Below are 25,979 nucleotides of genomic sequence, written 5' to 3' on the forward strand. Positions count from 1 at the left end.
ATGAGTGACGCCCCGCGTCAAATTCCGCTCGATCTCGTGCATCAACCCGGCTATCACCGCGAAGATATTATCGTCACGGGGTCGAACCGTGCTGCGGTGGATCTGATTGATCGCTGGCCGAACTGGGTTGCGCCGGTGGTGATCCTTGCAGGGCCGACAGGTGCGGGCAAAACGCATCTGGCAGAAGTCTGGCGTGCGGCAACAGATGCATTATTGGCCGATCCGAAAGCTATCAGCGATGATGTGGTGACGGGGGCGGCAGAATATCCGGTTTTGATCGACAATATCGGTGGAGCGGCTTTTGACGAAACAGGTCTGTTTCATCTCATAAACAGCGTCCGGCAGAACGCCGCCCTCGGACCGGGGCCGTCGCTTTTGATGACGTCGCGTCTTCTACCTGCCAACTGGAACGTCAAGCTGCCTGATCTTGCATCGCGTCTGAAGGCTGCAACAGTCGTGGAGATTTCAGAGCCGGACGATATGCTGCTTGGTGGCGTCATCCATAAACTGTTCGCCGACCGCCAAATCAGCGTCGAGCCGCATGTGGTGAGCTATCTGGTCAGCCGGATCGAGCGCTCACTTTTGTCGGCAATCCAGATTGTTGATCGCCTTGATCGCGTGGCACTTGAACAAAAAACCCGCATAACCCGCACGTTGGCCGCACAGGTTTTGTCGGATAGCGGTCACGGTGATGAATGAAGATCGCCGTCACCGGAGCCAATGGATTTATCGGAAGCGCTGTTCTTGGACATTTGGCGCTAGAAGGCCATGCAAGCCTTGCTCTGTCTCGCAATGACCTTTCAAACCCCGACTTCTATGACGTGGATACGGTTATTCATTGTGCTGCCCTTGCGCATCGCACAGGGGCGGGCCGGCCACAGGCAGAGGCCTTTGATGCCGTTAATCATCGCCTGACAGTCGAACTTGCCGAAAAAGCCCGACAGGCCGGTGTGCGTCGCTTCATTTTTGTCTCGACGATCTACACGATTGCACAAAACCCATCGCCGCTTACGCCGGATATGCCGCTTGCCCCGCGTGACGATTATGGACGTGCCAAAGCCGAAGCCGAAATTGCTCTGCTTGCCATGCGTGGTATCGAAGTGGTGATTGCGCGTCCTGTGCTTGTCTATGGACCGGATGCGAAGGCCAATCTGCGCGCTTTGATGCGGCTTTGCGACAGCGGCCTGCCTTTGCCATTGGGCGCTGCCAACAATCGCAGAAGTTTTGTCTCACTGGAAAATGTGGCGCGCGCCTTGGTGTTTTTGGCCAGCGCACCCTCAAATGCAGTTTCGGGCCAGATATTCCATCTTGCCGAGCCGGAACCACGTTCAACACGCGCGCTTGTATCAAAAGCACGTGCCGCGATGGGGCGTCCGTCGCGATTGCTGCCGGTGCCAGCCATTTTTATGAATATTTTGCTGACGCTCGTCGGCAGGAAGATGCTTTATGAACAGCTGTTCGGCGATATGGTCGCCGATACCGCATCATTGCTTGCAATTGGTTTTAACTATCTGCCGGGTGATCCCCAAATCGCAGCCATGGCGAAAGCTGCGCAGAAAGTTTAGTTCTTCTGTCCAACGGCCATCGGCGGCTGAATGCGTGTCTTCTGCACCACGGGCACCGCTGGGGCGGGCGCTTGTGGTTTTTTGGCAACCGATCCGGTGATCATCCCTGCGCTGTCAGGTTTGCTACGGCCACCGAGCAGCCGCTCTTCATGCACCCAGCCAATCATATTGGTCGAGGGCACAACAACACGGTGCCATCTACCTGTTTTGCCATAGGAGCGCATTTCGCGCCCTTTATCCACAGTGCCGATTGAAGGCGACTTATCCCAGGCATTTTTATGAATGATAAGCTTCGTCTTTGCATAGACCACGGATGGCGAGTGTGCGGCTGCATTTGTGCCACGCGGCGGCATTGGCAAAGCGCGTGCAGAGGCCGGGGGCGGTGGGACGAGCTTCTGCGTTGGCATCGGCGGCTTAGGCGCTTGAATGGCGGCTTGCTGCACGGGTTTGGGCTGTGCAGGCGCAACGGGTGCCGTAGGGCGAGGGACAGGACCAACCGCGCCCGCATAATCTCTGGAGTGCGTTTTCTTCTCGATCACTGCCCTTTCGGCAGGCTGTCGGGTCTCTGTCTTTGCAGGGGCAGAAGAGACGGTCTTTGGCGCACTCTGTTTGAAAAGCGCAGAAATAGCGGCTTGTGGGCTTTTATGTTGTGCCGTTGCCCACAGACTAAAAGCACCCAGACCCAATATCGCGCCGAGCGCCAATATTGGTGCGGATGAGCCTGAACTGGTTTTGCGCCCGCCTGAACGCCCACTTGAGCGTTTTGTCGGGCGGGAACTCCGTTTGCGTGGTGCCATTTCTATGTCCCCTGTCCTGCTCGTAACGGTGTCCGAATCGCGACAGGAAGACACTAGCTCGTCTTCCTTCGCATTTGGTTACTGCGGACAAGCCGAACCTAAACGGAGCGGGTGAGGCCACCATCAACGCGCAGATTTTGTCCCGTGATATAAGCGGCACCTTCAGAGGCGAGAAATGCAACGGTTGCAGCAATTTCTTCGCTGGTTCCGTAGCGCTGCAATGGCACGCTGTCGCGGCGTTCTTCGGTGGCAGGCAGGCTGTCGATCCAACCCGGCAGAACATTGTTCATGCGGATATTGTCTGCTGCATAGGTGTCTGCAAAAACCTTCGTAAAAGAAGCAAGGCCTGCCCGAAAAACCGCCGAAGTCGGGAACATCGAGCTTGGCTCGAAAGCCCATGCAGAGGATATATTGATGATCGTGCCGGATTTCTGCTTTTGCATGTAAGGTACCACAAGGCGGCTTGGGCGCACGACGTTGAGGAAATAAGTATCAAGACCCTTGTGCCAGTCTTCATCGGTAATATCGAGAATAGGCGCACGTGGACCATGACCGGCACTGTTGACCAATGTATCGACACGGCCCCATTTTTCGATTGCGAGATCGACGAGTTTCTTTAGATCATCCACCGACTGGTTGGAGCCGGTTACGCCAATGCCGCCCAGTTCTTTGGCAAGGGCTTCACCTTTGCCTGAAGATGATAAAATCGCGACCGCAAAGCCATCTTGCGCAAGACGCTTTGCAGATGCAGCACCCATGCCGCTGCCGGCTGCGGTGACGATTGCTACTTTTTGTACCGACATTTCGCTATCCTTATGGGGTGAAGATGAAAGGAACGTAGCGCAGCAGCTTGAAATCCCAAGTCAATTTTCTTGAATTTAAGGTTTCATGATACTGGTGGACAATAAAAAACGCCGCTTGCGCGGCGTTTGTTAGAAGACAGTCTGATCAACTATTCCGGTTGAGACGACGTGCTTCCCGAAAAAGAGTCAGCAGATGCGGGCTCGTCGCGTTTCTGGCGCAATTCTTTTTGCTGAACGGCATCCCGAAATGCTGCCCATTCATTTTCGTGACGACGGTAAAGCGCATCTGAATTCTGCATATCCATTTCGATACTCCCGATTTTCGAGCCTCCGTTGACTTGACAAGCCAAATAACACGGACCGCGAAAAATAGTTGCATCACAAACGGTAAGCGATTGAAATCTTAATCGATTCATATGTTTTTAACTCGATTAAGTATCCGACAAATGTGGATATTAGACGCGCATTTCAGACTAAGGGATTAGTTCTCCTGAATGGAGACACCATTTTCTCCGATTTTCATCTCTATACCGGAAGGCTTCGTTTCTTCCTGATAGGTATAGACCGCGAATCCGGCCACGATGACGATAAGAGCACCTATAACAAGATAAAGACCGTTGCGATTCACTCTGAAACTCCTGAAAATGTGAAGATGCAACTGAAACGTCCCAGCCTGGTGATTGGTTCCGACTTTTTGTTCAAACCAAAAACGCCAATAAGCGTATGAATGTGAATAAAATTGGCAAAGGCACTTTTTATCGCTTGCTTTATTTCTGTCGATTAACTAGGGAAGGGCCGCTTACAAAGCACGGAGCGTAGCGCAGCCTGGTAGCGCACCTGATTTGGGATCAGGGGGTCGGAGGTTCGAATCCTCTCGCTCCGACCATTTTCTTCAAGACAGTTTGCAAAGATGAAGTATGTCGCAGGCAGATGCTGTGGCGTGCGCCTTTATCGCGTTGACATGATGTGATGTGTAAACTATTGCCTTGATGAAATTGTCGCCATTGATATGCGCGTCAGCAAAAGATTTGGATCAAGGTTCTTCAAATGGTTGCACGTATTTACCGTCCAGCTAAGACCGCAATGCAGTCTGGTAAAGCCAAAACAGAAAACTGGCTTCTGGAATATGAGCCGGAGAGCGCCCGCAAGGTTGAGCCTCTGATGGGCTATACATCATCCGGCGATATGAAGAGCCAGATTCGCCTGTCATTTGACAGCCGTGAAGACGCAATCGAATACGCGACCCGTAACGGCATTGCTTATCGCGTGATCGAGCCGCACGAAGTGAAGCGCCGCAAGGTTTCCTATTCGGATAACTTCAGCTTCTATCGCGCCCAGCCTTGGACGCATTAACAGCTTTTCCCGGCCTCATGCTTCATGCTATGGCCGGGTTCTGATGGTGAGGTCCCGTAGCTCAGCTGGATAGAGCACCGGCCTTCTAAGCCGTAGGTCACTGGTTCGAATCCAGTCGGGATCGCCATTACTTTTCAATCGTTTATTCGATGTTCGTGCGGGAGCAGTTTACCGTTTTTTGGGGCGGTTTACAGAATAGTTGCTTTTCATCATGCTGTTGCGTGCCTATTGGAGCAAAGCATGGATTGATAAAATGATGCTTCAACAAGATTGAAATGCATTCGAAGTCAGCGATTTCATCGTCATTTCGTTTTGGTATCAACATCAACTGCTTGTCTGGAATCTAACGGGAGCCGCACAGTGGATGGGTGGCGCATGAGAATTCTGCCCGCACCGGTATCTCCATGCAGGTGCTGGAGTTTTCCAAACAGGTGTCGCGGTATCAAGGCCGGCGGCAGCGACGACTTTCCATTATGAGACATGAGTGGATGAGGTCCAGCCTTCGCCATCATTGTTCTCAGGTGTTGTCTGGGGACATATGGCATGTCGCCAAGCAACAGAAGCGCATGGCTCGCTCCGCGTCTTTTTACGTATTGTAATCCGGCCCTCAGGCTCTGGCTTTGCGTTGATGAGTTCTTGGGAAATAAAGGGCGTAAACCTGTGTGCCTGAATAGGCTTGCAACCGAAGGATCGCTTGCAACAATGACACCAAAACTAAATGGCAGCCCCCGGAGGGATGCTGCCACATGGGCTGCTAAGGGTTTTCCGTTATAACGCGAAAGAAGTTTATTTCCGGCGCCAAACCGCCGGGATTTGCCAGCAGCCAAAACAAGTATTGCAATTTTTGCAGCCCCTCTCATTGCGCGTCTTCTGCATGCATGCCTGAAAACGCACCATCCGTCGCATTTTGCAATATATGCGCAAGCACCGATACGCCTAGCGTATGGGGATCACGAGTCGATGGAATAAGCCCGAGGGGAAAACGCAGCTTTTCGATATGCTCTGGCGAACAATCATGAGCGCCGAGCGTTTCGCATCGCTTCACATGGGCGCGTCTGCTGCCCTGCGCACCGACAAAAAATGCGAGGCTGCTGAGTGCCTTAGATAAAATTATCGGCTCGCGATCATGATCGTGAAAGAACGTTACAACGGCAGTTCTGTTGTCTATTTCGACATTCTCGGGCCAATTGTTTGTAACAAGAGGCGAGGCCCAGGAAAAACGCGTCAGCACATTCGGGTCTGGCGAGAACAATTCTACCCGACAACCGGCAGCAAGCGCGAGTTCGGCAAAACAAACTGTTTCCATGCCTGTCCCAAAAATCAAAACCCTGATCTGCGGCAGGATTGTTAATTGCAGGCCCACGCCGGCCGGATTAAGTGACAAAGTTCCTTCTTCCCCCAAGCTCAGCATGGCTGGCCTTCGTGCCTTGAGTTGCGCCGCAACGACACTCAAAAGCTGTTTGTTAGGAAACGGAAAAATCTGAATATCGAGCGCTCCACCACATGGGAGAGGAACATCCCAATAAGGCGAACCGCTGCCGTAACGCACGCGCATGGTTTTGCCGGTTTCCATGGCCTTTTTCGCATTGAGCGCGACACTTTTGTCGATGCAGCCGGAGGAAAGATTTCCCCAGCTACGACCAGAGGCATCGATCACCATTGCAGCACCGCAACGGCGATAGGATGGGCCTTCAACACCCACGATAACGGCAAGAGCGCAACATTCAGCGGATAGGGCTGGCATCAAAGGAAAGTCATTTTCGTTGATCGAAACGGCGCGCACAGCCTCTTTCGTATCCGCGAACTCAGTTTGTCCCGTTGGCTTCATGCGCGTTCCCCGCTCTTTGCCGAAGTTCCCGAAAAACTCACTCACCCAATGCTTTTTTGATCTTTTCCGGTGTGACCGGCAAATGATAAAAGCGCTTGCCTGTCGCATCGGTGATGGCGTTTCCAATGGCAGAGACAATTGGGATCATGACCACTTCTGCCAAGCCTTTTGGCGGTGAGCTGTCAGAGAGTGGGTCGAGATATTCCGTTGTCTGGGTCCAAACCGCGACATCCTTACTGCGTGGGAGCGTATAGCGATTAAAATTCCACGTCCCGTCACCCGGACCATCATCATAAAGCGGCAGTTCCTCCATCAAAGCATGGCCAATACCCATCGCGACACCGCCTTGCTGCTGGCCTGAAACCAGTTGTGGAACGATAATGCTTCCGGGATCAAGCAGGCTGTGGTGCCGCATAATCTCCACTTCACCGGTAAAGCTATTGACGTTCAATTCCACAAGACAGGCCGCAGGCGTATAGGTTGTGACACCGGCATTGTTGCGCTGAACAGGCGGATAGTTGACGCTGCGGCGTTTGAGGAAATCATAGCCTCCGGTCGTCATGCGGCTTTTGAGATCGTCGGAAGCGCCATCGCCATAACGCACGGCGAGAAGGTCGACAGGCAATTCCCGGATTCCTGTGCCGGGTATATCAAATGCGGCAGTGGCCCATTCCCACCGGCTGAAACAATGAAGCGCTACACCGGTAATCAGCCCCATTTCATGCGCCTTTTTGGCAAGGCGTTCAAACGACAGTGTTTCCATGCCGCTGCCGCCAATGCCGCCCTCCACAACACGAAGATCGCCGAGTGTCATCACACCGCTCGCTATCTGCCCACCTGAAACGCCTTCGCTCCAGATCGCGCGGGCAGCAGGCCAGAGCGTATTTTCAAACAGGAATCGTGCAGCTTGCTGTGTGCCAAAACCAAGGAAATAAGCGCTGTTGGAGGCACTCATCGCCGGAAGTGTGAACGGCACCCAAAATGGGTCCTTCTCAAGCTCATCCTGTTGGGGCTGGGTGGTTGTGTAGGGCGAGAAATTGCTGACCATGGGCAGCTCAGCGAATTCAGTCACGCCAAATTCGACGACATCAGGCACCTTGCCCAACATTTTTCTGACCATAACCTGCTGTGCAGTCGTGGCACCAGTGCCGATTTCCTGCACACAATGGCGCATTGTCAATTGACCATTTGCGTCAAATTCGAGGGCTAAGGCACTTGTGTCTGCACCGGAGCCATAATCTTTTTGCACCTGCGCAAACCCAACCCCGTAAAGTCGGCCGGGATGGGCTGAATTATACTCGGCTCTGGCTTTTTCCCGGTTAAGCCACAGAGGGTGGTTTGCGGCACGATCAAGCATTTCCACATTGCGCAAATCGCCGAGCGGTTGTGCGCCCTGGGTGTTTTCATCACCGGCATGCATGGCATTGCGGCGGCGCAATTCCACGGGATCGATACCCAATTCATCCGCAATTTCATCCACCATCAATTCGGTGATGCTCATGACCTGAATGGTGCCATAGCCGCGCATGGAACCGGCTTCGACGGCTGGTGTCGCAAGCGCTATGGCTGTGAGGTCCGATTGCGGGAAATAATAGATAGATTGTGCGGCGGTGGCAGCAACCTGTGCGACTGAGAATGAGAAATTGGCCCGCCCGCCACCGTTGCAATTGTAAAATCCTTTCAGGATTTCAAACTTTCCGCTTTTGCGATCAGCAACGATTGTTACATCCATTTCGATCGAATGGCGTTTCATCCCCAGCTGAAACTGTTCGTAACGATCATTGGCCAACCGCACGGGCAAACCACCGCCATATAAACACGCGACGAGAGAATAGAAGGGGAAGATCGAATGATCTTTTGAGCCATACCCGACTGTTGTTCCCGTCAAAAGCTTAATCGTTTCCACGGGAAACTGCTTGTTGTCCTTGACGATCAATGCCGCGACCCGCGCCACTTCAAAAGGTGACTGTGCGGCGACAATCAAATGAAGCGACCGGGTGCTGGCGTCATACCAGGCGTTGCCGTTATCAGGCTCCATGGCACTCGGGTCAATGGACTGTGAAAAGCCGTGCCGCTCCAACACAAATTTTCTGTCGTCCTTGCGTGCAGCATCAATGGCTTTTTCGATGTCGGCAGCCGCATTCATGCCGCGCTGCATTGGTTCATAGTTTTCACGCGCGACAGCAAGCGGGTCACGCACGCCACCACCGCCGCGATGTTTGGTGGTCACCGAAGTGGGGACGAAAACGCCCGTTGCGCTTTCTGATGGCCATGTTGGCGTGTTGCCGTCAAAGCCGCCCCAGATCACCGAATCCTGAATCGGCGAAAAAACAGATGAGGCTGACGGCTTATCCCCGCCGATGCGCACATAACGGGCCGCGCCGTAATTGGCTGGTGGCTTTGGTCCTGTTTCAGCACCATATTTCACCACGCTCGTTTCAAAGCGCAAACGGCGTTTGGCAGCATCAAAGCGATCAAAATCGCGGTAAATGAGCAGGGCAACCGGCTGTCCGAGCAAGGGCGCGGTCTCGCCCTTGGGCAAAAGAAAATACTTTCCATAAAAGCCTTCATCCAGCCCTTCGGGTTGCGGAGCCAGAATGCCATCGCGTTCAAGGTCTTCATGCAGGATCAGGCGATCAGGTTGTAAATCGGGACCCAGAACCGAGAGGTCCACCATCTCAAATGCGCGATCGGCTTTAGTCGCCTTGATAAAAAAGGCATGCGCCTGATCTTTTGGCCAGCCTTCGAGATCGCGGGCGCGATAATCGCGTGAGAAGGTCTTGTCACCCGTTACCTTACGAATGGCATCCCAGCGGTAGCGTGCCTTTCCATCCTGGCCCAGCCAGTCAGACGCGCTTGGGCCGGATTGTACCTCTTCTGCATGTGCTGCGGGCAGGCGTCCAATCATCACAGCAATGCCGGCAATTGTTCCCAGCTTGATAAAATTACGACGTGAAATATGTGAATCCATTATGCCCTCCGGCGTGATCCGATAGCATTACAAAACAGCTTACAGTCTTTGGGTTTGGCCATGTATTTTTGTAGAAATTTCTTATAGCGGCGGATCTGTTTTTCCAGACCCGCCTCTTCTTAATCGACTGCGCTTTCCTGCGCCGCCACCGCTTGCGTAGTAACGGGTGTGCTTTGCCCACCCCATTCAGCTCTGATCCAGCTTATGAGTGCCGCAATCTCGGGGTCATCCATACGATGTGCAAAAGGCGGCATGGCATACATGCGCTGACCATTGGTGAAAGTCTGCGTTGGAATGCCGTTGACCACAACATTGATCAGTGTCTGCGGATTATCCATCGCAAGCGTTGCATTGCCCTTCATAGAGGGCGCCACATTCGGGATGCCTTCGCCGTTCACACCATGGCAGCCGGAGCAGGCCGATATGTAGGCAAGTCTGCCTGTATCCATAACACTTCCGGGGGCAGGGGACGCGGCTTCCGGTAAGGGCGCAGGTGGTGCAGAGGCTTTGGCGATATTGCCCTGTTCATCGGTCAACAGATAGGTTGCAATCGCCCTGACGTCGTCGGCTTCCATAACGCTTGTAGAAAAATGCGTCACGGTGTTCATGCCGGCAAACGAAGTGCCCTGAGGGGCGATGCCGGTTTGCAGATACTGGCTCAGTGTCTCGACATCAAAGCCATGTTTGGCCAGAGCAGCAGTGGTTATATCAGGGACAGCCATACCATCAACTTCCCCACCTTGCAGAGCGCGGGAAAAGTCGCTGCCCATCATGATATTGCGTGGCGTATGGCAGGCACCGCAATGGGCAAGGCCCTCGACAAGATAAGCGCCACGGTTCCATTCTGCCGAACGCTGTTCATTATGCGGTGCTTTGCGATCCGGGAAGTTCAGCAACGTCCAGAAGTTCATAAACGGGCGCACTGGCAGCACGAATACGCCGGTGTTTTCCTTGTTGGCGACCGGCATGTCAGGGATGCTCATCATATAAGCATAGAGCGCATCCAGATCGTCAGGCGTGGTGATATGTGTATCGACAAAGGGCATTGCCGGATACAGATTGCCCTTACCTGCCGCTATTCCATCGCGCAGTGCGCGATGAAAGTCCGCACGTGTGTAATTGCCGATACCATACTGCTTATCCGGGGTGATATTCGTGGAATAAACAGTGCCAAATGGTGTGCCGATTGCCACACCACCTGCCGCCATTGGCCCTTCGGGCAAAGAGTGGCAGCCAAAGCAATCGCCAGCCAGTGCAAGTTCGCGTCCGCGCGGGATCAGATCTTTCATCTGCTCCGGTGACATCGCTTGCTCTGCCTGTGGAGCAACGCTCGACATGCGGAAAAGGCCAAACAGAATGGCAAGCGCAACCACTGCGCCCAACACGATGATGGCTAAGATCGAATTACGCAATCTATGGCTTTTCATCGTTGGAACTCCTATCCGATCACGCAACCGGGTGTGGCAAGCGCCACATCGCGGATGGCTTCATAATAACGCACATAGCCTGTGCAGCGGCAGATATGGACGTCCAGCGCTTCTTCTATGGCGCCTTCAAGATCTTCGCGCCGGACAGGCTGGCGCTTGAGTTGATCAATGAAAACAGTCGCTCCCGCCACAAAGCCCGGCGTGCAATATCCGCACTGGAAAGAGAAGTGGTCAATGAAAGCCTGCTGAATGGGTGTCAGCTTCAAAACCTTGCCATCGGCATCCGTTTCGGCCTGACCTTCGATTGTGATGATCGATTTCTCGTTGAAGAAATGAGCATCGTAAATGCAGGTACGGCTTTCTGTTTTGCTACCGTCAGGCTGCAATTCCATGACAGTGCAAGCATGGCAAATACCTTGACCGCAACCAAAATGCGTTCCGGTCAAATCCAGATATTCATGCAGAAAATCAATCATTGGCATGCCAACCGGAACCTCAACCGGGCCGATTGGCTTGCCATTGATAGTCAGCGACAACGGACGTTTTTCGATGCTCATGACAAGGCCCTCTTTATCTTTTCCGGTGTGATCGGGAATTCATAGAACCGCTTTCCGGTGGCATGGGTAATCGCATTGCTGGTTGCCGGCAAAATCGGGATCATGCCCAGTTCAGCCATGCCCTTGGGGGGCGATGTCTCTGACAGTGGTGGAAGATAATCCGTGGTCTGGTTCCAGACTGCCACATCTTTGGCGCGGGGGAGCGTGTAGCGATTGAAGTTCCATGTGCCATTGCCGGGACCATCATCATAAAGCGGCATTTCTTCCATCAATGCATGCCCCAGCCCCATCGCGGTGCCGCCTTGTATCTGGCCCGATACCAGTTCCGGCACAATCATCGTGCCTGGTGCCATCATCATATGATGGCGCATGACCTGCACCTGACCGGTAAAGGCATTGACATTGAGTTCAACAAGGCAGGCTGCTGGGGTCACAGTTGTGGGATCAGCACCCGCACGTTTTGTGGGCGGGTAATAGGCGATCTTTCGCTTGATAAACTCATAACCTGCTGTGGTCATTCGGCTTTTGAGTTCCTCAGACGCACCATCGCCATAGCGCACGGCAATAGCATCAAGCGGCAGCGTTCTGTTGCCAACCGTTGGAATGTCGAATTCAGCCCTCGACCATTGCCAGCTACTATAGGCATGAACAGCCACACCGGTGATCAGCCCCATTTCGTGGGCTTTTTTTGCCAGTCGCTCAAACGGGATCGGCTTCATACCGCCGCCACCGATACCATCGGGCCCGACACGAATATCCGACAGTTCCACATTGAGGCTTTGAAGCGGACCACCGCCAACCCCTTCGCTCCAGAGCGCCTTTGCGGCAGGCCACAGGCTGTTTTCGAGCAGGAAACGGCCAGCCTGGCGCGTTCCAAAACCAATATAATAAACCCCGCTGGAAGAGCTCATGTCGGGGATCAGCGCAGGCGTCCAGTACGGATCACTCTTGGCGAGCTCGTCCTGTTTTTTCTGATCGGCATAACTGGTGTGTAGGGGCAGTTGCTCAAACTCGGTCACGCCGAAATCGACAATATCAGGCGCCTTGCCCAATGCCTGCCAGATCATCACCTGCTGCGCTGTGGTGCCGCCGGTTCCGATTTCCTGCACGCAATGACGCATGGTCAATTGACCATCCGCATCAAATTCAAGCACCAAAGCGGTTGGAACGCCACTGGAACCATAAACCTGCTGTACCTGCGAAAAGCCCACGCCATAAAGTTTGCCGGGGTTTGCTGCTTCAAATTCCGCCTTGGCTTTCTCGCGGTTTTGCCAGAGCGGGTGTTTTGCTGCCAGATCAAGCATTTCAACATTGCGCGGGTCGCCGGCGATAATGCCACCCTGCGTATTGGGATAGCCTTCCAGAATTGCATTGCGACGGCGCAGCTCAATCGGATCGATTTTGAGCTCATTTGCAATTTCATCGACCATCAGTTCCGTCACGGCCATGGATTGCAGCGAACCAAATCCGCGCATGGAACCGGCCTCAACGGCGGGTGTCGCCATGGCCAGCGCCGTCAAATCGGATTTAGGAAAATAGTAGATCGATTGTGCGCCACGCGCTGCCACATGTGAAACCGCAACAGACAGATTTTCACGACCACCGCCGTTGCAGCTGTAAAAGCCTTTGAGCACCTCAAACTTGCCCGTCTTGCGGTCTGCAAGGATGGAGACATCCATCTCGACCGCATGGCGCTTCATGCCCATCTGGAACTGTTCATAACGATCATTGGCCATGCGGACGGCACGGCCATCGCCATAAAAACACGCTGCCATCGCATAGAACGGAAATACGGAATAATCTTTCGATCCGTAGCCGACGGTTGATCCGGTCAGAAGAACGATGTTTTCGACCGGAAAAAGCTTGTTGTTTTTGGCAAGCATCGCAACGGCATTCACAATGCCGGTCGGCGATTGCGTTGCGGTCATCACATGCATGGTTTTGGTGGATGCATCATACCACGCATTGCAATTGTCCGGTTCCATCGCGCATGGATCGATGGATTGCGAAAAACCATGCCGCTCCAGCACAAACTTGTCGGGATTGTTGCGCGCGGCATCAATTTCATCGGAAATTGCGCGGGCATAGTCCATGGCAATACCCTGTGTATCCGGCTTTTCATCTGCGCGTTGCAGCGCTTCAATGAAACCGCCGCCTCTGTCTTTGCGAATGACAGGCGGAACGGCGACCGCTTTTTCGGGCGCATAAGGCGGCCAGACAGGCGTATTTCCGTCAAATCCACCCTTGATTCCAGCATCCTGAAATGGCGAAAACTTTGACGCGTCATAAGGTGTGTCGCCGCCAATACGCACATAGCGACCGGCACCGTAATTGGCTGGTGGTCTGGGGCCGGTTTCTGCGCCGTAAACAACCGCACGGTCTTCAAAGCGCAAAAGCCGCTTTGCAGCATCGAAGCGATCAAAATCCTTATAAATCAGGATAGCAACGGGATGCCCCAGAATGGGTGGTGTCTCACCTTTAGGCACCAGAATATTGTAGCCGTAAAAGCCTTTGCCCATATTGGTATCCTGCGGGATATTCAGCCCGTCGCGGGCCAGATCTTCCTGCAGGAGAAGCTTGTCTGGTTGCAGATCAGCACCAAGGATGGAAAGGTCAACGCCTTCAAAACTACGGTCTGCTTTGGTCGCCTTGAGCATGAAGGCATGGCTTTGCTGTTTCGGCCATCCCGGAATGTTGCGTGCACGATAGTCCCGTGCAAAATTCTTCTGCCCTGTCACCTTGCGCACGCCATCCCACCGGAAGCGCGCCTTGCCATCCTTGCCGATCCAATCCGTCGATGTCGGTCCCGAATGGACTTCCAGTGCGTTTGCAACAGGAACGCGTCCAAGCATGATGGTTATGCCAGCAACACTGCCAAGTTTGATAAAATCGCGACGCGAAATGTCTGAAGCCATGCGTAATCTCCTCAGCACAAGGTTCCGGACGCCAGCGGGTTGCCCGGAAGAGCTTTCGTAAAACAGTTCCCGCCGGTGGGCATACAGACCACTAGTATTCGAGTTGTCTCGGGGTCGTTGTTGACTTCTTTTTTTCAGATCCGTCGGACTCTTTGTGCGCGCCATCCTCCTGTTCTTCGAACAAAACGCCGCCGAGTGCTGCGACAAGGATCATAAATCCTGTGCCAAGAAGCCACGACAAATACCAAGGCCCGTAATCACCCAGAATAATGCCAACAAGAATGGCTATGACCGCGATGATCATTGCCAGCACAAAACGCCAGAATACGCTCATCATGGTCTCCTTAAAATGCGTGGTGAGAGGCCTTGACCTGCTCGGAATCCACCTTGCCGCGCATAACCCAGAAGGCCCAGCTCGTATACATAACGATCAGCGGCATGAAGATAACGGTGAAGCCAAGCATCCACATCAGTGTCAGCTGGCTTGAGCCGGAATTCCACACGGTCAGACTGTGGGACGGCTGAGTGCTTGAAGGCATCAGGAACGGGAACATGGCAACGCCTGCGGTGGCGATGACGCCAATCCATGCAATTGCGCCAAGCCACCATCCGAGCACAGCGCGGCGTGCGGCAATCGCCAGAAGTCCAAAAACAATGCCAAAATAGGCAAGGGCAGGGATGCCCCATAAAATGGCGTAGCTATGGAAATTGGACAAAAGCGCACCCGGTATACGCTCGACCACCTGATGAAGCGGTGTTTGCGGCACGCCCGGATTTGGGCCTTGAACGATGTGATATCCATCCATGCCCGAAACCCACAAACCGCCGATACTGAACAGAACAATCGCCAGAACGCCACCGAGCGACGCCGCTTTGCGTGCGCGTTGCGCAAGTTCGCCAAGCCCGCCACTCATGAGCATCGCTCCGCCCATGTAAATGGACAGCGACACGGATAGAAGCCCGCAAAGAATTGCGAACGGATTGAACAGTTCGATGAAGCTGCCGGTGTAATAGGACGTCATCCGCCAGTCGAAATTGAAGGGCACGCCCTGAATGACGTTGCCGATAGCGGCACCAAACACCAGCATGGGCACAAACCCGGAAATGAAAAGGCACCAGTCCCAGGCATTTCTCCAGCGTGGCGATGGCAATTTGCTTCGATACTCAAATCCAAGCGGCCGGACGATCATGCTCCAGAGCAGAACCAGCATGACGATGTAAAAGCCGGAGAAGGCTGTGGCATAAACCAGTGGCCAAGCGGCAAAGATGGCGCCACCACCAAGGATAAACCAGACCTGATTTCCATCCCAGTGAGGGCCGATGATGTTCAGGGCCACGCGGCGATCGGTGTCACTGCGTCCGACATAACGCAGCACCGTACCCACACCCATGTCCATACCGACCATGATGGCAAGCCCCATGAGCAGCACGCCGAGAAGAGCCCACCAGATCAGTTGAAGCGCGAAATAAATATCCACGGCAGAACCTCCTTCTTAATAAGCCACAGCCGGAGCTGATGAGGTTGCAGGGCTTGCTTCTTCCGGCCCATCCGGGCCTTTGCGGATGAAATGAAGCATGAGGAACAATTCGACGATGGCGAAGATTGTGTAGAGCAGGATGAAGCCTGACAGTGACACGATCATATAGCCGACCGTATGGGTTGATGCTGACAGCCATGTCGGCAGCACCTCATAGACCGTCCAGGGTTGTCGCCCGACTTCCGCAACCAGCCAGCCCATTTCACAGGCAATAAACGGCACCGGGATCATCCACACCGAAGCGCGCAGGAACCAGCGATAATGATGGACGGAATTGGTCAGCGTGAGAATGAAGGATAGGACGAAATAACCGAGCATCAGCAGGCCAAGCCCTACCATAATGCGGAACGACCAGAAGATGATCCAGACTTCAGGTATCGTGTCTTTTGCTGCTCTGTCGATATCGGCATCCGTTATGCGTGTGATGTCGCCGTCAGGTGCATAACGCTGAACGAGAAAGCCGTAGCCGAGATCATCCTTATGCAGATCGAACTTGGCAAGGGCTACCGCATCCGTCGGATTTGCGCTCAAAATCTGCATGGCCTCGATTGCGGGGATACCGTTCAGAATGCGTTTTTTGGCACGCGCCTCCAGCACATCCGCAGCCGGTACGGTTCCTTCCAGCGAGTGCGTCACGAGGATGGAAAGCATTGCCGGGATTTTAACGGCAAACAGATTGCGTTGTTCGCTTTGTGAGGGAATTGCGATGGCATTAAAAGCCATCGGCGCTTCTTCGGTTTCCCAGAGCGCTTCCATCGCGACAAGCTTGGTGGGCTGCGCATGGGCGCCGACAAAACCCAGCGCATCGCCAAGCGTCAGCACACCACCGGTTCCAAGCACGCCAAACAACGCGGCAATGCGGAACGAACGCTTGGCAATATCCATATGGCGGTTGCGCAACATGTAAAAAGCGCTGATACCACAAACGAAAATTGCAGCGGTGACATATCCGGCAAGGACGGTATGCACAAACTTCGCCTGCGCATCCGGGTTGAAGAACATATCGAAGAAGCTACTGAGCTCCATACGCATGGTAACAGGATTGAAGTCCGCCCCTTTGGGGCTCTGCATGAAGCTGTTGGCGACAAGAATCCACAAAGCAGAAAGGTTTGAGCCAAGCGCTACCAGATAGGTGACAACCAGGTGCTGCATTTTGGTCAGACGATCCCAACCAAACACCATCAGTCCAAGGAACGTCGATTCCATAAAAAATGCCATCAGCCCTTCAATGGCCAATGCAGTACCAAACGCATCGCCCACAAAGCTGGAATAGAATGACCAGTTCATGCCGAACTGGAATTCCATCGTAAGACCCGTTGCCACGCCGAGTGCAAAATTGATCAGAAGCAGTTTTGCCCAGAACTGCGTCATACGGCGATAAACTTCACGCCCTGTTGTGACATAAACCGTCTCCATAATGGCGACCAGAATAGTCAGGCCCAATGTCAGTGGCACAAAAAGAAAGTGATATAAGGCTGTTGCAGCAAATTGAATGCGTGAAAGATCAACTACCAGATCGTTTACCACGACTAGTCCCCCTCCTTTTCTAGTCCGTAATCACAGAGCTTTACTTTACAAAGTTCTGGTTGCCTGACATCGGACGCATGAAAAGCTGTTTTATAATTATGCTTATTGGATATTATATACTGCTAATTATCAAAACTCTATTTTTGAGTGCTTCTAAACGCCGCACCTTATCCTCATGTCTCGGACGCTGTGTTTTATAATGAGGCACGAAATTCGACCCGAAGCAGAAGAAAATATCCCACGGGCATCTTCAATTTCTCGCAAAAAACGCGATAAAGTTCAAATTAGTATGCTGAATATTTCTTCGCCTTTATTACGGAAAGGCGACCTTCTCCCTGAAGGAAGAATAGATCAGATTAAGTCAAAATTTCCATTAAAATTATTGGTTGCCGTCATTTTTATCCCGGTTTTAACGTGTGTAGCGCGCAAGAATGCATCGTAGCGCGCTACAGTTTCAACACTTATAACGAGGCAGGCGGCGCGTTTACGCCTTGCGTAAAAACTCGGTGCGCAGAACAAGTCCTTTGACCTGTTTGGTGCTGCAATCAACCTCGTCGGGGTTGCCCGTGAGGCGAATATTCTTCACGAGTGTTCCGCGCTTGAGGGTGGTGGATGTACCTTTTACCTTCAGGTCCTTGATCAGGGTAACAGAATCGCCATCGTTGAGTTGCGTGCCGTTGCTGTCGCGTACGATTTCATCAGACATAATTTTATCCCGATTATGAGTTGCCGCAGTGCCATGGATTATGACAACTGTCGGTTCGTGAACGGTAGGTGAGCCTACTCTTCTTCTTGGTTGCAGCTTTGGATTTCCATTGAGAGCAGTGATCTGAATGAATGGGATCAGTGCTCTAAGGTTTTCTTTTTCAAGCATAATCTTATCGATCTTCGCTTCGCTCCGGTCGGACTATGTTCTAAAAAGAACGGTTTCGGTCGCCACATCTGATGCTTCTACAATAAAAAAACGCCGCATACATTGCGGCGTTTTGTATTCAGCAAAATTAAGTCTATTGTCCTCGCGGGCCATCGCCTCTATCGCTGGATCTCAACCGAAAACGTTGGTCGCCCCTATAAGGTCGATCCCAGTTGCGTCCCCGATCCCAGTTGTTGCGGCGGTCCCAACGACCGCGGTTCCAGTTTCGTCGCTCATAACGATGATTGTCCCACCGGTCATAGCGATCATTAAGCGCTGCACCAAGGGCGGCACCGGCAATCAACGGAATACCGATGAGCGCCGCTGTATTGCCAAAATTATTTGAGTAACCGCCACTCGAACCTTCGCGCATGGCGAGATAACGTGAGGATGCCCAGCCAGATAATCCGCCATAATTGATCTGGCACCAGCCATAGCCGGAAGTGCACGCCTGAACAGTGACAGGGGACCGGCTCGGAACACTGCCAACAGCGGCATATCCCGTGCCCGGTCCAGTGCGAACATTCAGATTGGTTGTTACAATCGCATTTGCTGCCTGCGCAGTGCTCGCGGAAAAGACGCCTAAAACCAAGAGTACTACTTTGAAAGAAGGTCTCATCGGAGGGTTCCCTGAACAACTCTATTGGTTAATAAACGATGAAGATGTGTAAGAGGTTCCCGTTGGCAGTCATATTGCCGGTGATTTAGAGCATTTCCAGCAAAAGTGCGCAGCGGTTTTGCGTAGGACAATGCGTAAAATAAATAGCTAAGGCATTTCCAGCAAAAGTGTGCAGCGGTTTTGCGCAGGACAATGCGTAAAATAAATAGCTAAGGCATTTCCAGCAAAAGTGCGCAGCGGTTTTGCGTAGGACAATGCGTAAAATAAATAGCTAAGGCATTTCCAGCAAAGGTGCGCAGCGGTTTTGCGCAGGACAATGCGTAAAATAAATAGCTAAGGCATTTCCAGCAAAAGTGCGCCGCGGTTTTGCGTAGGACAATGCGTGAAAACCAATGGAGACAGCATTTCCTGCGTTTCAATCAAAACAGGAAATGGGTTAGCGGCGGCGGTGACGCAGAATGACGGCAATGGCGAAGCCTGCCAGCCCAACGGCGATGACACCCTGCAACACGAATATCCAGTTCATCATGGCATTTTCCTTTGGTGCATTGTGCACCTGAATTCATGAGCGCATCTTGATCTCTATGAATCAGGTCGGCGCTCTAAGGCTTTTTACGCAACGCATAAAACTTATCAGAGTTTGTCTTTCGCCGATAAGTTTTATGCACTCGACGGTGTTCTACAGCATCGGTTAAAGAATCATAATCATTTTTTGGAAAGCCGAAAACACACATCAAATGGTGAAGTCGTAACTATTCCTGTGGCCCGAAATATTTGTTTTTCAAAGCCGTCAGTTCTTCATTCTCCTGCAAGCTGATGATCGCGATTGAAGCTGGTTTTACGAGATCACTGTGACGCGGGAAAGCAAAACCGTATTTATCAGGGCTGAATATGTTTCCAACGATTTCTACCGGTTCGCCTGCATGTCTGTGGGTATAATATTCCAGCACCGGGCTATCGGCGACAATTGCTGAAATTTCATCATTGGTGAGTGCCGCGACAGCCTCTGGAAGATGGTCGAAAGTTACAGTCGATATAGAGCGGGCTTGCAAAAGCTGCTGTGCAATGCTTCCCGTCCGTACGCCGACAGTCTTATTCTGCAAATCAGACAGACTATTGATATTATTGGATATATGGGCAACAGTCATGACGCTTGTGACGGACGATGTTACATAGGCAACGAGGGCGATGCCAAAGATCAGCCAGAAAGCCTGCCATATTCGACCCGCCCAGCCAAAGAGATTTTTGCGCGTGCTTTTGCCGGATGTGGCAAGCGAAACCACATGATAAAAGCTTTCGGCCAGACCTTCCATCCAACGGCGTGGGAAATTCTGATCGAATTTGCGATCAAAGATCGTCAGCAGAATCGTGGCAATCAGGATGACAATGCCAATCCATGCATAGGTTGCCAGGTGACCGGCATCTTCAAGATCGCTGATCAGGTCTTCCCAGCCATTGCCAGCTTGCGTGTGCACCATGATACGCAGACCGGCGTCAAACCATGGATGCGTAAAATCAACCACTTCCGCGCGTTTTTCTGTGATGGTGAGATTGGTGACAGCCGCGTCGACCTCATTTTTGGATACGGCCTCCACGAGCGCGGAATAGTTGGGATATTCGATAAACCGTGAGAGAAGCCCCAAACGCGCGCCGATGTCGTTCCAGAGGTCTATCGCCATTCCATTGAATGTCTCGCCCTGTTTGTTGACGAATGGTTCGCTGACATAAACGCCAACCTTCACCTGCCGCAAAGGCGCATCCTGCGCATTCGAGGGTAGGGCTGCAACAATGATAAAAAGAAGGGCAAGCAGGCTTTGCGAGACGATGCAGAGCGATTTTTTACTTAAATTCCACGATGACACAGGTTCAAGCCGATTTTTGTTTCCCACCGTCTCAAGTATAAATATTCCAGCTCAATTTGGAAGTAAGCGAGCGGTCTATTTTCTTTAATTTCTAATATTTAAATATGCCTAATGTTTTATATAAATGGCAAGTAATGTGGGCGTCAAAGTGGCTCTGCTCAGCAGCGTATTGATAGAACCACTCTGATTGTTGAAGCGCGATCAGATCGCAGCAAAGCCTTTTTCGAGATCGGCGATCAGGTCAGGCACATCTTCCAGACCGATTTGCAAACGAATAACCGGACCGGGATATGTGGACGTGGCGACCGTGCGGTCTTTCAGTCCGACCTCGTTTGCAAGGCTTTCATACCCACCCCATGAGTAACCGAGGCCGAAAATCTCAAGTGCATTGAGAAACGCATGTGCTTCTTTTCGCTCTCCGCGTTTAAGAACAAAGGCAAATACCCCGGATGAGCCTTTGAAATCCCGCTTGAACAGCGCATGACCGGGATGGCTTTCGAGTGCGGGATGCAATACGCGCTCAACAGCCGGATGGCTTTCGAGCCAATGGGCAATTTCAAGTGCACTTTTACGATGATGTTCCAGTCTCACGCCCATGGTGCGCAAACCACGCAGGACTTGATAGGTGTCGTCCGGTGCTGCACACAGCCCAAGTGTGCCATGGGTTTCAAGCAATTGCGGCCAGCATTTTTCGTTGGCAGAAATCGTGCCGAACAGAATATCGGCATGACCGGAAGGATACTTTGTTGAGGCTTGAATGCTAATATCCACGCCAAAATCAAGCGGCTTGAAATAGAGCGGTGTCGCCCATGTGTTGTCCAACATAACAATGGCACCCGCTTTGTGGGCGGCGTCCACGATCGCCGGAATGTCCTGCACTTCGAATGTGTTGGATGCAGGGGATTCCGTAAACACGACCTTGGTGTTGGCACGCATAAGGGTTGCGATCTCACTGCCGATCTCAGGATCATAATATTCAACCTCTATGCCCATGCGCTTGAGAATCGTATCGGCAAAGTGGCGGGTTGGATTGTAGATGGAATCGACGAGCAACGCATGGTCACCCGGCGACAGAAAGGCGAGAAGTGGCACCGTAACTGCTGCCAGACCTGATGGAACACAGACCGTGCCGGCAGAACCTTCAAGTGCATCAATAGCCTTACACAAGGCTTCGCTCGTTGGCGTTCCTCGTGTGCCATAGGTGTATTTCTGATTGCTGGTTGCCATGGTCTGAGCGTCTGGAAACAGCACCGTGGAAGCCCGCACAACAGGTGGATTGACGAAGCCGTGATAGTCTTTCGGATCATAGCCGTCGTGGGCCAAGCGTGTGTTTATGCCCAGCTTTTCTGTCTTGTTCTGCTTGTTAGTCACGAAATTGCCTCCAGGCCATGTTGCATGCTGATCAATCGATTCTTGTTTGCGGTTGCCGCAGAGAAGGTATCTGTATCCGCTTTTAGAGCGCATCCCGAAAAGTGTGAAACGGTTTTCGGACAAAGATGCGTTAAAATGAAGAGTTAGAGCGCCGATCTGATGCAATCAGAGCGAAAAGCGCGCTAAGGAAAGAGTATCCCCGACATGAATGAGAGCAAAGCCACGAGCACGATCCTTTATCCATTTCGTGCCGCGTTGGAACTCTTAAGAGCATTAGTACGGCCGGCTTATGCCGGTGCACCGTCCAGCTGGACGATGGAAATGACGGCAATTGTCGTGCTTTTGCCTTTCGTGCTGCTGGTCCTGCATCTATGGGACGCGCAGATCGTTCGCGCTGCAATGCATAGTGATTTTATTGTCATGGAGCTGCTGCGCGCCATAACTGATTTGATTCGCACAGTTGTGTGGCTTGGTATTGCTATTCTTGTTTGGCTGCTAACGGCATTGCTGCTTTCACCGGGAATTCGTCTTGTTTGCCAACAATTGCTCGTTCGTTTGCATGGATGGGCGACGCTTGTTCTGGCCTCTATCGTTGTCGGCAGCATTCCCACCGAGATCGGAAAACTTGCCATTGGGAGGGCAAGGCCGCTTCTGCTTGATGAGCTTGGTTCCGCCTATTTTGCCCCGTTTCGCGGCGAGCATTCTTATGAAAGCTTTCCGTCAGGCCACTCCATGATGGCGGGCATAATGCTCGTCTCCTTGTGGATTTTTCTGCCGCGCTGGCGCTCTCTGACTGCACCTGTGTGCCTCTTATTTGTCATCAGCAGGCTCGCGGCTGGGGCGCATTATCCGACAGACGTCGTTGCTGGGTTTGCAATTGGCTTTATTGCGACATGGTGGGTTGCTCGCTTCATGGCCACGCGAAATATTATTTTTTCAGTTGATAATGATAGCATGATGCCAAAAGTCTGATTTTGACGGAATAGCAACGTTTTTCACGTTTAATTTCATGCGGCATTTCATCTAAACATATGTTTGTATTGACTAATTTTTTTACCGTAAAGTTACTCCGATAAGTTGGGAGTAAATACACAAAAACCGGGAAAGCATGTAAAAATTGCTATGTCACGCGGTCATTTTTTTGAAGAATGGTTTTTTTCTCTCGCGTTAATAGCTTGACCAAAACCAAAATTTCGCCTTCGATAGAGTGGTGAAGGTGGCAGGCTTCACTGAGCCCAAACAAAATGAGAGTCGATAACGACTCCGGGCAAGGGTTGCCTGCATGATGCAAGGGATTGGGGAGGTCTCTATAAAGGACTCTCCTGAATTTTGCGGAAAATAAGCAACAGAGACGTTGGGCTGTTTGGCCTCACGATCTCCCGGGAACATAAAGGTTGCAGGCCAGATGAAAAAAACTGTTTTGACAGGGGTAGTGGGTTTAGCGGCGCTGTTTGCTGCTGCTTCAGGGGCGTCGGCAGATACGCTTTCCGATGTGAAGAACAAAGGTTTTCTGCAATGCGGTGTGAACACGGGCCTGCTTGGCTTTGCCTCGCCGAATGATAAGGGCGAGTGGTCTGGCTTCGATGTGGACTATTGCCGTGCTGTGGCTTCTGCGATTTTCGGTGATCCAACCAAGGTGAAGTTCACGCCGCTGAACGCGAAGGAGCGTTTCACGGCTTTGCAGTCGGGTGAAGTGGATGTCCTGATCCGTAACACGACTTGGACAATCAGCCGCGACACTGCGCTCGGCCTTGACTTTGCTGGCATCAATTATTTTGACGGCCAGGGCTTCATGATCAATTCGAAGAAGCTGTCGGGCATCAATTCCGCATTGCAGCTTTCCGGCGCTTCCATCTGCGTTCAGGCCGGCACGACAACCGAGCTGAACATGGCCGACTATTTCCGTTCCAACAAGATGGAATATAACCCGGTTGTCTTTGAGAAGATCGAAGAAGCGAATGCTGCTTACGATTCCGGCCGTTGCGACGCCTATACGACCGACCAGTCCAGTCTTTATGGGGTTCGTCTGGCGCTCGCCAATCCGGATGATCATGTCATCTTGCCGGAAATCATCTCCAAAGAGCCGTTTGGCCTGACTGTTCGTCAGGGTGACCCCAAGTGGGCAGATGTCGTTCGTTGGACGCATAATGCGCTGCTCAATGCCGAGGAATACGGCATTACGCAAGCCAATGTCGAAGAGATGAAGAAGTCCGACAACCCGGACATCAAGCGTCTCCTTGGTGTGGAAGCAGACACGAAGATCGGCACCGATCTTGGCCTCGACAATGATTGGGTGGTGAAGATCGTAAAGGGTGTTGGCAATTATGGTGAGATATTCGAACGCAATATCGGTGCCGGCAGCCCACTCAAGATTGCACGTGGTCTTAACGCCCAGTGGAACAAGGGTGGCCTGCAATATGGCATTCCCGTGCGCTAACGGGTCTTGCTCTTCAGACTGATCGTCGGCGGGTGCAGGAGCACCCGCCGGATTTGTCGGCTTTGCAGTTTGTTCGTTTGTGAATGTCCCCACGTCATGCGGGCATATAAATGCTGACGATCTGCATTTTGGAATTCAACCGCGTCTTGTTGGTGCGCGAGTTCGGGATGATCCTGAACAGAGGATGACAAGACCGAACGGTTCGGCATTCGATGCCTCAATTTCAGGAATTGCTCCGCAAACGCGGTCAGCCTTTCTCGCTCGACATCGATGCTGCCAGCCGAGAAGCACAGGAAACATATGGCTTCCTATTCTGTAACTGAACGTCGCGAGGATAGCGGCAAAACTTCGCTCCTGTACGATCCGCGAATTCGCGGCATCTTCTATCAGGTCATTGTTTTTGGTGCGGTGATTGGCGCAATCTATTGGATTGTCGGCAACACAATTACCAATCTCCAGCGCGCCAATATCGCTTCCGGTTTCGGCTTTCTAAATGGCCGTGCGGGTTTCGATATCAGCCAGACGCTGATTCCATATTCCAGCGATTCGACCTATGGAAGAGCTTTTCTTGTTGGCCTTCTGAATACGCTTTATGTGGCAGGCCTGGGCGTTGTTCTGGCGTCAATCATCGGCTTTCTTGTCGGCGTCGGGCGTTTATCCCGCAACTGGCTTATCCGCAAGATCTGTATGGTCTATGTTGAGGTTTTCCGAAACATCCCGCCTCTGCTTGTGATTTTTTTCTGGTATTTCGGGGTGCTTTCCGTGTTGCCACAGGCAAGGGAAAGTCTGTCTCTGCCGCTCGGCACCTATCTGAACAATCGTGGGTTTTTCATGCCGTCGCCCGTATGGGGTGAAGGCGCATGGCTGCTGGCAGCCGCATTGTTGCTTGGAATTGTCGCTTCTTTCATCGTTGCGCGCTGGGCGAAGCATCGGCAGATGGCGACAGGAAAACCGTTTCATACAATACGCGTTTGTGCGGCTTTGATCATCGGTTTACCGATACTGGCGCTGATTGCGACCGGATTTCCTGTTTCGTTTGATTTTCCAAAACTTGGCACCTTCAATCTGACAGGCGGCGCGCAGGTTAAGCCGGAATTTCTCGCACTGTTTCTGGCTTTGTCGTTCTATACCGCTTCCTTCATTGCAGAAACTGTGCGCGCAGGTGTGCTCGGTGTAAACAAAGGCCAGACAGAAGCCGCCTATGCAGTTGGCTTGCGTCCGGGGCAAACAATGCGGTTGGTCATCGTGCCGCAGGCGCTGCGCATCATCATTCCACCGCTCTCCAGTCAGTATCTCAATCTGATCAAAAACTCCTCTCTCGCTATTGCGATCGGTTATCCGGATCTTGTGGCTGTGGGTGGCACGATCCTCAATCAGACGGGGCAGGCTGTTGAAGTCGTCGCGATCTGGATGGTGATTTATCTCAGCATCAGCTTGATCGTTTCCGGCCTGATGAACTGGTTCAATGCGAAAATGGCACTGGTGGAGAGATGACC

General features: G+C 52.3%; 23 protein-coding genes and 2 tRNA genes. 8 read left to right on the forward strand and 17 right to left on the reverse strand.

What is annotated here, in order from left to right:
- Together hdaA and ABE527_RS04650 are read left to right on the forward strand one after the other, a co-directional pair.
- Entirely contained in the window at positions 1-699 is a 699-nt protein-coding gene (hdaA, locus tag ABE527_RS04645) for a DnaA regulatory inactivator HdaA (RefSeq protein ID WP_265983329.1), read from the forward strand.
- Positions 696-1,565: an NAD-dependent epimerase/dehydratase family protein gene (locus ABE527_RS04650; RefSeq protein ID WP_499696250.1), complete on the forward strand. Its 870-nt coding sequence runs from the start codon at positions 696-698 to the stop codon at positions 1,563-1,565. The genes hdaA and ABE527_RS04650 overlap by 4 nt, the downstream gene beginning before the upstream one ends.
- Here the strand turns inward: ABE527_RS04650 and ABE527_RS04655 are convergent.
- The 4 genes from ABE527_RS04655 to ABE527_RS04670 all read right to left on the reverse strand — a co-directional run bounded on the left by ABE527_RS04655 (position 1,562) and on the right by ABE527_RS04670 (position 3,793).
- Entirely contained in the window at positions 1,562-2,362 is an 801-nt protein-coding gene (locus tag ABE527_RS04655) for a hypothetical protein (protein ID WP_499696251.1), read from the reverse strand. The two genes, ABE527_RS04650 and ABE527_RS04655, sit on opposite strands and share 4 nt — an antisense overlap.
- Positions 2,363-2,460: 98 nt before the next feature.
- Positions 2,461-3,165, reverse strand: a complete 705-nt coding sequence (locus ABE527_RS04660; protein WP_499696252.1) for an SDR family oxidoreductase — start codon at positions 3,163-3,165, stop codon at positions 2,461-2,463.
- A 149-nt stretch (positions 3,166-3,314) separates the two neighbouring features.
- Entirely contained in the window at positions 3,315-3,470 is a 156-nt protein-coding gene (locus ABE527_RS04665) for a hypothetical protein (RefSeq protein WP_396996901.1), read from the reverse strand.
- Between the two features lie 176 nt (positions 3,471-3,646).
- Positions 3,647-3,793 carry a hypothetical protein gene (locus tag ABE527_RS04670; protein WP_265983337.1) on the reverse strand — a complete coding sequence of 49 codons (147 nt, stop codon included), beginning with the start codon at positions 3,791-3,793 and terminating at the stop codon, positions 3,647-3,649.
- 181 nt (positions 3,794-3,974) lie between these two features.
- Here ABE527_RS04670 and ABE527_RS04675 point away from each other — a divergent pair.
- The 3 genes from ABE527_RS04675 to ABE527_RS04685 all read left to right on the forward strand — a co-directional run bounded on the left by ABE527_RS04675 (position 3,975) and on the right by ABE527_RS04685 (position 4,645).
- Positions 3,975-4,051: transfer RNA gene (locus ABE527_RS04675), tRNA-Pro, on the forward strand.
- Positions 4,052-4,212: 161 nt separating this feature from the next.
- On the forward strand, positions 4,213-4,518 hold the full coding sequence (locus ABE527_RS04680; protein ID WP_265983338.1) for an ETC complex I subunit: 306 nt from the start codon (positions 4,213-4,215) through the stop codon (positions 4,516-4,518).
- Between the two features lie 50 nt (positions 4,519-4,568).
- Positions 4,569-4,645 (forward strand) — tRNA-Arg (locus ABE527_RS04685).
- 175 nt (positions 4,646-4,820) lie between these two features.
- Here ABE527_RS04685 and ABE527_RS04690 read toward each other — a convergent pair.
- From ABE527_RS04690 to ABE527_RS04750, 13 genes are all read right to left on the reverse strand, one after another.
- A complete protein-coding gene (locus ABE527_RS04690) occupies positions 4,821-5,378 on the reverse strand; it encodes a nucleotidyltransferase family protein (RefSeq protein WP_499696253.1) in 558 nt (185 codons plus the stop codon).
- Entirely contained in the window at positions 5,375-6,346 is a 972-nt protein-coding gene (locus ABE527_RS04695; protein ID WP_499696254.1) for an XdhC family protein, read from the reverse strand. The genes ABE527_RS04690 and ABE527_RS04695 overlap by 4 nt, the downstream gene beginning before the upstream one ends.
- A gap of 37 nt (positions 6,347-6,383) precedes the next feature.
- Positions 6,384-9,317, reverse strand: a complete 2,934-nt coding sequence (locus ABE527_RS04700) for a xanthine dehydrogenase family protein molybdopterin-binding subunit (RefSeq protein ID WP_499696255.1) — start codon at positions 9,315-9,317, stop codon at positions 6,384-6,386.
- Positions 9,318-9,436: 119 nt separating this feature from the next.
- Positions 9,437-10,744, reverse strand: a complete 1,308-nt coding sequence (locus ABE527_RS04705; RefSeq protein WP_499696256.1) for a c-type cytochrome — start codon at positions 10,742-10,744, stop codon at positions 9,437-9,439.
- An 11-nt stretch (positions 10,745-10,755) separates the two neighbouring features.
- The gene (locus tag ABE527_RS04710; protein ID WP_396996910.1) at positions 10,756-11,301 is read right to left on the reverse strand and encodes a (2Fe-2S)-binding protein; all 546 of its coding nucleotides are present in this window, start codon (positions 11,299-11,301) and stop codon (positions 10,756-10,758) included.
- Complete coding sequence (locus ABE527_RS04715; protein ID WP_499696257.1) at positions 11,298-14,216, reverse strand: xanthine dehydrogenase family protein molybdopterin-binding subunit; 2,919 nt, start codon at positions 14,214-14,216, stop codon at positions 11,298-11,300. The genes ABE527_RS04710 and ABE527_RS04715 overlap by 4 nt, the downstream gene beginning before the upstream one ends.
- A gap of 91 nt (positions 14,217-14,307) precedes the next feature.
- On the reverse strand, positions 14,308-14,550 hold the full coding sequence (locus ABE527_RS04720) for a hypothetical protein (protein ID WP_499696258.1): 243 nt from the start codon (positions 14,548-14,550) through the stop codon (positions 14,308-14,310).
- A gap of 10 nt (positions 14,551-14,560) precedes the next feature.
- Positions 14,561-15,694, reverse strand: a complete 1,134-nt coding sequence (gene cydB / locus ABE527_RS04725; protein ID WP_499696259.1) for a cytochrome d ubiquinol oxidase subunit II — start codon at positions 15,692-15,694, stop codon at positions 14,561-14,563.
- A 15-nt stretch (positions 15,695-15,709) separates the two neighbouring features.
- Positions 15,710-17,281: a cytochrome ubiquinol oxidase subunit I gene (locus ABE527_RS04730; protein WP_499696260.1), complete on the reverse strand. Its 1,572-nt coding sequence runs from the start codon at positions 17,279-17,281 to the stop codon at positions 15,710-15,712.
- Between the two features lie 484 nt (positions 17,282-17,765).
- Positions 17,766-17,987: an alkylphosphonate utilization protein gene (locus tag ABE527_RS04735; protein WP_094506899.1), complete on the reverse strand. Its 222-nt coding sequence runs from the start codon at positions 17,985-17,987 to the stop codon at positions 17,766-17,768.
- A gap of 301 nt (positions 17,988-18,288) precedes the next feature.
- Entirely contained in the window at positions 18,289-18,813 is a 525-nt protein-coding gene (locus ABE527_RS04740) for an SH3 domain-containing protein (RefSeq protein ID WP_499696261.1), read from the reverse strand.
- Between the two features lie 752 nt (positions 18,814-19,565).
- A complete protein-coding gene (locus tag ABE527_RS04745; RefSeq protein ID WP_396996917.1) occupies positions 19,566-20,675 on the reverse strand; it encodes a transporter substrate-binding domain-containing protein in 1,110 nt (369 codons plus the stop codon).
- A gap of 201 nt (positions 20,676-20,876) precedes the next feature.
- Complete coding sequence (locus ABE527_RS04750) at positions 20,877-22,046, reverse strand: cystathionine beta-lyase (protein WP_499696262.1); 1,170 nt, start codon at positions 22,044-22,046, stop codon at positions 20,877-20,879.
- A gap of 204 nt (positions 22,047-22,250) precedes the next feature.
- Between ABE527_RS04750 and lpxE the strand changes: the two genes are divergently transcribed.
- The 3 genes from lpxE to ABE527_RS04765 all read left to right on the forward strand — a co-directional run bounded on the left by lpxE (position 22,251) and on the right by ABE527_RS04765 (position 25,977).
- Entirely contained in the window at positions 22,251-23,018 is a 768-nt protein-coding gene (lpxE, locus tag ABE527_RS04755) for a lipid A 1-phosphatase LpxE (protein ID WP_499696263.1), read from the forward strand.
- 433 nt (positions 23,019-23,451) lie between these two features.
- On the forward strand, positions 23,452-24,483 hold the full coding sequence (locus tag ABE527_RS04760) for an amino acid ABC transporter substrate-binding protein (RefSeq protein ID WP_265983361.1): 1,032 nt from the start codon (positions 23,452-23,454) through the stop codon (positions 24,481-24,483).
- A gap of 300 nt (positions 24,484-24,783) precedes the next feature.
- Entirely contained in the window at positions 24,784-25,977 is a 1,194-nt protein-coding gene (locus tag ABE527_RS04765) for an amino acid ABC transporter permease (protein ID WP_499696264.1), read from the forward strand.
- Positions 25,978-25,979 lie beyond the last annotated feature (2 nt).

It is taken from the genome of Brucella sp. TWI432 (genome assembly GCF_039674445.1).
Lineage (GTDB): Bacteria > Pseudomonadota > Alphaproteobacteria > Rhizobiales > Rhizobiaceae > Brucella > Brucella chromiisoli.